General features: G+C 73.7%; 9 protein-coding genes. All 9 read left to right on the forward strand.

The window, feature by feature from the left end; all coding sequences use genetic code 11:
* The first annotated feature begins 30 nt into the window (after positions 1-30).
* Positions 31-852, forward strand: coding sequence for a translation elongation factor Ts (tsf, locus tag ACTHMS_RS00710; RefSeq protein ID WP_440304758.1), 822 nt, complete (start codon positions 31-33; stop codon positions 850-852).
* A gap of 59 nt (positions 853-911) precedes the next feature.
* Positions 912-1,652 carry a UMP kinase gene (gene pyrH, locus ACTHMS_RS00715; protein WP_440304759.1) on the forward strand — a complete coding sequence of 247 codons (741 nt, stop codon included), beginning with the start codon at positions 912-914 and terminating at the stop codon, positions 1,650-1,652.
* 13 nt (positions 1,653-1,665) lie between these two features.
* Positions 1,666-2,223, forward strand: a complete 558-nt coding sequence (frr, locus tag ACTHMS_RS00720) for a ribosome recycling factor (protein ID WP_440304760.1) — start codon at positions 1,666-1,668, stop codon at positions 2,221-2,223.
* A gap of 1 nt (position 2,224) precedes the next feature.
* Positions 2,225-3,079, forward strand: coding sequence for a phosphatidate cytidylyltransferase (locus ACTHMS_RS00725; protein ID WP_440304761.1), 855 nt, complete (start codon positions 2,225-2,227; stop codon positions 3,077-3,079).
* On the forward strand, positions 3,079-3,630 hold the full coding sequence (locus ACTHMS_RS00730) for a uridine kinase family protein (RefSeq protein ID WP_440304762.1): 552 nt from the start codon (positions 3,079-3,081) through the stop codon (positions 3,628-3,630). The genes ACTHMS_RS00725 and ACTHMS_RS00730 overlap by 1 nt, the downstream gene beginning before the upstream one ends.
* Entirely contained in the window at positions 3,627-4,730 is a 1,104-nt protein-coding gene (locus tag ACTHMS_RS00735) for an HPP family protein (protein WP_440304763.1), read from the forward strand. Before ACTHMS_RS00730 ends, ACTHMS_RS00735 begins: the two co-directional genes overlap by 4 nt.
* A 48-nt stretch (positions 4,731-4,778) precedes the next feature.
* Positions 4,779-5,315, forward strand: a complete 537-nt coding sequence (locus tag ACTHMS_RS00740; RefSeq protein ID WP_440304764.1) for a pyridoxamine 5'-phosphate oxidase family protein — start codon at positions 4,779-4,781, stop codon at positions 5,313-5,315.
* Between the two features lie 82 nt (positions 5,316-5,397).
* Entirely contained in the window at positions 5,398-6,528 is a 1,131-nt protein-coding gene (gene rlmN / locus ACTHMS_RS00745; protein ID WP_440304765.1) for a 23S rRNA (adenine(2503)-C(2))-methyltransferase RlmN, read from the forward strand.
* A gap of 7 nt (positions 6,529-6,535) precedes the next feature.
* On the forward strand, positions 6,536-8,656 hold a 2,121-nt coding region (locus tag ACTHMS_RS00750), incomplete at its 3' end, for an FUSC family protein (protein WP_440304766.1).

The raw sequence follows: 8,656 nt of genomic DNA on the forward strand, positions 1-8,656 counted from the left end.
CGAGCAACCGGACCCCCAGGGAGAACACCCATGGCGAACTTCACCGCTGCTGACGTGAAGAAGCTCCGCGACGCCACCGGCGCCGGGATGATGGAGTGCAAGAAGGCCCTCGAGGAGGCCGACGGCAACTACGAGCGCGCCGTCGAGCTGCTCAAGATCAAGGGCGCGGCCAAGGTCGAGAAGCGCGGCGAGACGCGCGAGGCCACCAACGGGCTCATCGCCGCGGCCGAGGGCGCGATGATCGAGCTCGCGTCCGAGACCGACTTCGTCGCCAAGAACGAGCAGTTCCAGACGCTCGCGGCCGACATCGTCGCCCACTTCGCGTCCTCGTCGGTCACCGATGTCGACGCGCTCAAGGCCGAGACGCTGAAGGACGGCAAGACCGTCGAGGCGGCCGTGACCGAGCTCGCCGCGACCATCGGCGAGAAGCTCGAGCTGCGCCGCGCGGTCAAGCTCGACGGCAAGGTCGCGACCTACCTGCACAAGAAGGCCTCCGACCTGCCGCCGCAGGTCGGCGTGCTCGTGCAGTTCGAGGGCGACGACACCGAGGCGGCCCGTGGCGCGGCCATGCAGATCACCGCGCTGCGCGTGCGCTACCTGCGCCGCGAGGACGTGCCGGCCGACGTCGTCGAGTCCGAGCGTCGCGTCTTCGAGGAGAAGACCCGCGCCGAGGGCAAGCCCGAGCAGGCGATCGCCAAGATCGTCGAGGGACGCCTCAACGCGTTCTTCAAGGACAACGTGCTGCTCGAGCAGGAGTCGGTGCGCGAGTCGGGCAAGACCGTCAAGCAGGTCCTCGAGGCCGCGGGCGTCACCGTCACGAAGTTCGCCCACTTCGAGGTCGGCCAGGGCTGAGAGCCCGCCCCGCGGCACGACTAGGGTGGACGGAAGCAGACGATCGGGAGGGGCCGCAGATGGGTGACGAGACTCAGGCGGCCCCTCCCGTCGCCTATGGACGCGTGCTGCTGAAGCTGTCCGGCGAGGTCTTCGGTGGCGGCCAGATGGGCGTCGACCCGGACATCGCCGCGGCGCTGGCCAAGGAGATCGCCGACGTCGTCGCGAGCGGCACGCAGGTGGCGGTCGTCGTCGGCGGCGGCAACTTCTTCCGCGGCGCCGAGCTGAGCCAGCGCGGCATGGACCGTGACCGCGCCGACTACATGGGCATGCTCGGCACGGTGCTGAACTGCCTGGCGCTGCAGGACTTCCTCGAGAAGGCCGGCGTGCCGACGCGCGTGCAGACGGCGATCACGATGGGCCAGGTCGCCGAGCCGTACATCCCGCGCCGGGCCGAGCGGCACCTCGAGAAGGGCCGCGTCGTCATCTTCGGCGCCGGCGCCGGCCTGCCGTACTTCTCGACCGACACCGTCGCCGCGCAACGTGCCCTCGAGATCGGGTGCGACGTGCTGCTGCTCGGCAAGAACGGCGTCGACGGCGTCTACGACGACGACCCGCGCAAGAATCCGGACGCCGTCAAGTTCGACACCATCACCTACGACGAGGTGCTGCGCCGCGGCCTGCAGGTCGCCGACGCCACCGCGTTCAGTCTCTGCCGCGACAACCGGATGCCGATCGTGGTGTTCGAGCTGGCCGACGGCAACATCGTCCGTGTCGTCCGCGGTGAGAAGATCGGCACCGTCGTCGGCAGTTCGGCATAAGGAGCGCACCTTCGTGATCGACGAGATCCTCTTCGAGGCCGAGGAGAAGATGGAGAAGGCCGTGCACGTCGCCCGCGACGAGCTCGGCGGTCTGCGCACCGGCCGGGCGAGCGCGAGCGCCTTCGCTCGCATCGCCGTCGACTACTACGGCTCGATGACGCCGATCCCGCAGATGGCGACGGTGAACACGCCCGAGGCCCGGATGGCCGTCATCAAGCCCTACGACGCCTCGCAGCTGAACGCCATCGAGAAGGCGATCCGCGACAGCGACCTCGGCGTGAACCCGACGAACGACGGCTCGATCATCCGCGTCGTCTTCCCGCAGCTCACCGAGGAGCGGCGCCGCGACCTGGTCAAGGTCGCCAAGACCAAGGGCGAGGACGCCAAGGTCGCGATCCGGTCGATCCGCCGGCACGCGAAGGAGTCGCTCGACAAGCTCGTCAAGGACGGCGAGTCGGGCGAGGACGACGTGCACCGCGCCGAGCAGGAGCTGGAGAAGCTCACCGGCAAGTACACGGGGACGGTGGACGAGGCCGTGAAGGCCAAGGAAGCCGAGTTGCTCGAGGTCTGAGTTGGCCGCCCCCGCGCAGCCCGAGCCGGCGACCGCCGACGCGCCGAAGTCCCGCGCCGGACGCAACCTCCCGGCAGCGATCGGCGTCGCCGCGGTCATCGCCGCGGTCTTCATCGCCTCGCTGTTCGCCTACCGGCCGAGCTTCGGCTTCATCGTCGGTGCCGCCGTGCTCTACGGCACCTGGGAGCTGCGCAACGCCCTCGCCCAGGCGGACGTGCGGGTCACGGTCGTGCCGCTGTGGCTGGGTGGCGTCGGGCTGCTGCTCGCCGCCTGGTTCCGCGGCCCGGAGGGCCTGGTCGTGGCCGCCTTCGTCACCCTGCTCGGCGTGCTGGCCTGGCGCGTCGCCGACGGCGCCCACGGCTTCCTGCGTGACGTCAGCGCGTCGGCGTTCCTGCTGCTGTACCTGCCGGTGCTCGCCGGCTTCGCCCTGCTGCTGGCGCATCCGGACGACGGAGCCGGCCGCGTGCTCGCCTTCGCCGCCACCGTCGTGTGCAGCGACACCGGCGGCTACGCCACCGGCGTCTTCTTCGGCAAGCACCCGCTCGCGCCGGTGGTGTCGAAGGCCAAGACCTGGGAGGGCTTCGCCGGGTCGGTGGTCTGGTGCTCGACCTGCGGCATCCTGCTCATGACGCTCTGCTTCCACGAGGCGTGGTGGAAGGGGCTGCTGTTCGGGCTCGCCATCGTCGTCACCGCCACCGTCGGCGACCTCGGCGAATCGATGATCAAGCGCGACATCGGAATCAAGGACATGGGCACCCTGCTGCCCGGCCACGGCGGCGTCATGGACCGGCTCGACTCGATGCTGCCCTGCGCCGCCGTCGCCTACCTGCTGCTCTCGGCGTTCCACCCCGCCTGATGCCGCGGCCGGCGACCCGCGCCGAGGTGCTCGAGGCCGTCGCGACCGTCGCGGTGCTCGACGGCACGCGGTGGGTCGGCATCGACGGCTTCGGCGGTGCGGGCAAGTCGACGCTCGCCGGTGCCATCGCCGACGCCGTGCCGCGGGCCGTGGTCGTCCACATCGACGACTTCGCCGGCCCGCACGTCGCCGAGTGGGACTTCGACCGGTTCGAACGGCAGCTGGCCGCACCGCTGCGCGCGGGCCGGCCGGCGCGGTACCAGGTCTGGGACTGGGACGCCGACACCGGCGGCGACTGGGTCGACGTGCCGCCCGGCCGGGTCATGATCGTCGAGGGCGTGTCGTGCACACGCGCGGAGGTGCGCATGGCGTGGGATCTCACCGTGTGGGTCGACACGCCGCGCGAGGTGCGGCTGCAGCGGGCGCTCGAGCGTGACGGCGCGGCGTTGCTGCCCGTCTGGCTCGAGCGCTGGCTGCCGTCGGAGGAGGCGTACGCGACCCGCGAGCGCCCGCAGCACCGGGTCGACCTGATCGTCGGCGGCACCTCGTGACCGGCGGCCGGGTCGCCGCCGTGCTCGCCGGCTGGCGACCGACGCAGGGCGCCTACAAGCGAGCAGAGTTCCTGCGCGGCGGGCTGGGCGCGCTCGTCGGCATCGTCGTCGCCGCGGTGGCCGGCCGGCTGCTCGACGTCGGGCCGGCCGGGCTGCCGTACATCGTGGCGCCGATGGGCGCGGCCGCGGTGCTGCTGTTCGCCGCACCGGCCAGCCCGCTGGCCCAGCCGTGGCCGCTGCTCGCCGGCAACATCGTCTCGGCGACGATCGGGGTCGCGTCCGGGCGGCTGTTCGACGATGTCGTGCTCGCCACCTCGGTCGCAGTCGGCGCCGCGATCGCCGCCATGATGCTGCTGCGCTGCCTGCACCCGCCCGGCGGCGCGTGCGCGCTGTTCGCCGCCGCCGCGGCGCCGGTCGTGCACCACCAGGGATTCCTGTTCCCGCTGTTCCCGATCGCGGTCGACAGCGTCTTCCTGCTCGCCGTCGCGGTGCTGGTGAACAACCTGACCGGACGCCGCTACCCGCACGTGCCGCCGGTCGAGCCGGTGCGCACGCTCGGGCGCGACGTCGTGCCGACGCAGCGGCTCGGCGTGCACACCGACGACGTCGTGGCCGCCATCGCCCGGCTCGACCAAGGCCTCGACGTGCACCCCGGGGACGTCGTCGCGCTCATCCGCGACGCCGAGCAGCACGCCCTCGACCGGCAGCTCGGCCGCCGCACCGTCGAGACGGTCATGGCCCGCGACGTGCTCACCGTGACGCCGGCGGACACCGTGTACCGGGTGCGGCTGATCATCCACCAGCACCACGTCAAGGCCGTGCCCGTCGTCGACGCCGAGCGGCACGTGCTCGGCATCGTCACCATCTACGACCTGTTCGGGCTGAACCTCGCCGCCGTCGACAGGGTCACCACGGTGATGACCAGCCCGGTCACGACGATCGCCGCGGACGCACCGGTGAGTGACCTCGTCGCGCTCATGAGCGACCGCGGCCTGCGGCACATCCCGGTCGTGGACGCGGACGGGCGGCTCGTCGGCATCGTGACCCGCGGCGAGCTGATCGCCGTGCTGCACCGCGCCCTGCTCGACTCGGCCGGCTGACACGGCGGGCCCTGGCCGTTGTCGGACGCCGGGTGCACACTGCGCGCCATGACCGGCACCGGTGACGTCGACGCCCTGCAGGCGCTGCTCGACCGCAGCTTCACCCACTCGTCCGAGCACCTGCGCTCGATCATGGAACCGCAGCGGCGGCTGACCGCCGAGCGGCTGCTGCGCGAGCTGCCGTGCCCGGCCGTCCTCAACATCGCGACCGTGACGGCCCGCGGCGAGCCGCGCATCTCGGCCGTCGACGGGCACTTCCTCGACGGCCACTGGCGCTTCGGGACGGCCGGCGAGTCGCCGAAGGCGCGCCAACTGCTGGCCCGACCGGCGATCAGCGCGTCGTACACCCCGCGCGACGGCTACGGCGTCTTCTGTCACGGCCGGGCCGTCCCGCTCGAGGGCGCCGAGCGTGACGCGGTCGTGGCGCACTTCGGCGAGGTGTACGGCACCGGGCCGGACGCCTGGGCGGGCGCCGCCTGGTTCCGCATCGACGCCGACTGGTTGGTCGGCTTCGCGATGACCGACGAGGAGATGGCGCGGATCGAGGCCGACCGCGCCTCGCGGGCCGCGGCCGCGGAATCCTGAGCGCCGCCGACGGGTTGGCCAACGGGCAGCGCGCTGTGCGAGCGCGGTTGCCGACCGCCCGATCTGGGAGACTGGACCCGTCATGACCGCCCTGCCCCTCGTCTTCGACGCGCCCCGCCGCGGGCGTCCGCCGACCCATTTCGCCGACCTCGACCCGGCGGCACGTACGGCGGCGGTCGTCGAGCTGGGGCTGCCCGCCTTCCGCGCCGACCAGCTCGGGCGGCAGTACTACGCGCGGCATCAGAACGACCCGGCAGTGATGACCGACCTGCCCGCGTCGGTGCGCGATACCGTGGCCGCCGCGCTGTTCCCGGCGTTGGTCACCCCGGTGCGCACCCAGGAGGCCGACGGCGGGCTCACTCGCAAGACGCTGTGGCGGCTGCACGACGGCGCGCTCGTCGAGAGCGTGCTCATGCGCTACCCGGCCCGCGAGGCCGGCACGGCCGACCGCATCACCGTCTGCATCTCGAGCCAGGCCGGCTGCGGCATGGCCTGCCCGTTCTGCGCCACCGGCCAGGGCGGGCTCACCCGCAACCTGTCGACCGCCGAGATCGTCGAGCAGGTCGTGGCCGCCGCCCGCGCCGCCGAGCGCGGCGACATCGGCGGCACACCCGGCCGGCTGTCCAACGTCGTGTTCATGGGCATGGGCGAGCCGTTGGCGAACTACCCGCGCGTGGTCGCGGCGCTGCACCGGCTCATCGACCCGGCACCGGCCGGTCTCGGCCTGTCGCGCCGCTCGATCACCGTGTCGACCGTCGGCCTGGTGCCTGCGATCGGGCGGCTGGCCGACGAGGACCTCGGCGTCACCCTCGCCGTCTCGCTGCACGCGCCGGACGACGAGCTGCGCGACACCCTCGTCCCGGTGAACACCCGCTGGAAGGTGGGGGAGGTGCTCGCGGCGGCCGATGCCTACGCCGCCCGAACCGGACGCCGCTACTCGATCGAGTACGCCATGATCCGCGACGTCAACGACCAGCCCGAGCGGGCCGACCTGCTCGGCACGCTGCTCGCCCCGCGGCTGGCCCACGTGAACCTCATCCCGCTGAACCCGACGCCCGGGTCGCCGTGGGACGCCTCGCCGAAGCGGGTCGAGCGCGAGTTCGTCCGCATCCTCGAGGCCCACGGCGTGCCCGTGACGGTCCGCGACACCCGCGGCAGCGACATCGACGGCGCCTGCGGCCAGCTCGCCGCGCTGCCCCAGTCCGTCCTGTAGGCCGGCGGTGGGCGCGTCGCTCGGCGGCCTCGGCGGCCTCGGCGGGTTGTTGCGCAGCGGGTTGCGATTCGACCGCAGCCAGTCGAGCGCGCTCGTGGCGGCGCGGAACGCGATCGGCGTCGCGGCGCCGCTCGTCATCGCCGTCGTCAGCGGCAGCCCTGCGTCGGCCGGCCTGGCGTGCACCATCGGTGCGCTGCAGACCTCGTTCGCCGACCGGCCGGGGCCCTACCGGCTGCGGCTGGCGCGCATGCTCACCACCGCGGTCGCGGCCGCCGTCACGAGCGGGCTGGCCGTGCTGTGCTCGCGCAGCGACGTGGCGTCGGTGGCGCTGCTGGCCGCGCTGTCGTTCGTCGCGGGCGTGCTGCTCACCGGCGGCCCGAGTGCCACGCAGGTCGGCGTCGCCGGCACGGCTGCGGCGCTCATCCTCGGTCACTTCCCCGAGCCCGCGGCCAACGCGCTGCACGTCGGACTGCTGGTGCTGCTGGGCGGCGCGGGTGAGGCGGTGCTCGCGGTGCTGGCCTGGCCGCTCGGGCGGCACCGGCCCGAACGGGTCGCGCTCGCCCGCATGTTCCGCGAGCTCGCCGCGCTCGCCCGGGCGCCGCTCGGCACATCGGTCGGGCCGCCCAACGTCGCGGTGCTCACCGACGTGCGGCAGACGCTGTACGGGCTCGGCCACGACCACGGGCCGAGCGTCGAGGCCTACCGCGTGCTGCTCGACGAGGGCGAGCGCATCCGCCGCGAGCTGCTGGTGCTGGGCGCGAGCCTCGAACGGCTCGACGACGACGCCGCCCTGCGCGCCGCACTCACCGCGGCGGCGGGCGTGCTGGATGCCGTGGCCACCGCCCTCGACCGCGGGCGACCCGTCGACACGGCCGCGCTCGAGACCGCCCGTCCGGTCATCAAGGCCGCGGTGCGCGCGGGCGAGCAGGCCCCGGGCTACCGGGCCCGGTCGGCCGCCGGCCGGCTGCAGGCACTCGGCGGCCAGCTGCGCGCCGTCGTCGAGACGACGGCCGTCGGCGCGAGCGAGGGGCGGCGGACCGAGGCGCGTGACTGGCGGGCGGCGGCGGCGCTCCGGGCGCCGTGGGCGACGCTGCGGGCGAACCTCGGCCCCGACTCGACCGTGGTGCGGCACGCCGTGCGGCTGGCCGTGCTCATGGCCGGCTCCGACGCCGTCATGCGCGCCACGGGCAGCGACCGCGGGTACTGGGTGCCGCTGACGGTGCTCGTCGTGCTGCGTCCGGACTTCGGCACGACGTTCCAGCGCTCGGTGCTGCGCGTCGGCGGCACGATCCTGGGGCTGCTGCTCGCCACCGCCCTCGTGCAGGTGGTGCCGCACACGGACTGGGACGAGATCGTGCTGATCGCCGTCTTCTGCTTCGGCCTGCGCTACGCCGGGGCCGTCAACATCGGTTACGTCGCGGTCGCCCTCTCGGGCCTGGTCGTCGTGCTGCTCGAGGTCGAGGGGATCGCCGCCCACACCACCGCGCTCGCGCGCGCCGGCGCCACCCTGCTCGGCGGTGCACTGGCGCTCGCCGCGGTGCTCGTGCGACCGAGCTGGGAACGGCAGTTCGTGCGGCTGCGCCTTGCCGACCTGATCGCCGCCTACCGCGACCACCTCGCCGCCGTCGCCGACCCGCAGACCGGCGAGGGGCGCCTGCAGCGCACCCGCACCGCGTCGCGGCTGGCCCGCACGAACGCGCAGGCCTCGCTCGACCGGGCGCGCGCCGAGCCGGTGCCCGCCGAGGCCGAGATCGAGCTCGCGGCCGGGGTGCTGGCCCACTCGCACCGCCTCATCCACGCCGTGCTGACCCTCGACGCGCTGCGGCCGGCGCTGGCGGAGGCGACGCCGCCCGAGCTGGCCGCGCTGCTGCACGACGCCGGCGAACGGTTGACCGCGCTCGAGGCGACGCTGCGCGACGGCCGGCCGCTGCCCGGCTCGGCCGACCCGGGTGCGCTGCGCCGCTGCCAGCAGCGACTCGCCGACGCCGTGCTCGCCGACCCGTCGCTGACGAACGAGCAGAAGCTCGAGCGGCTCGGCGAGGACGGCGGCCTGGCCGCGGAGCAGCGAGAGATCGACAACACCGAGTCCGAGCTGGCGCAGGCGACGGCCGATGAGGACAGGCTGCGC

It is taken from the genome of Jatrophihabitans sp., from assembly GCF_051960575.1.
GTDB lineage: Bacteria > Actinomycetota > Actinomycetes > Mycobacteriales > Jatrophihabitantaceae > JBQCEE01.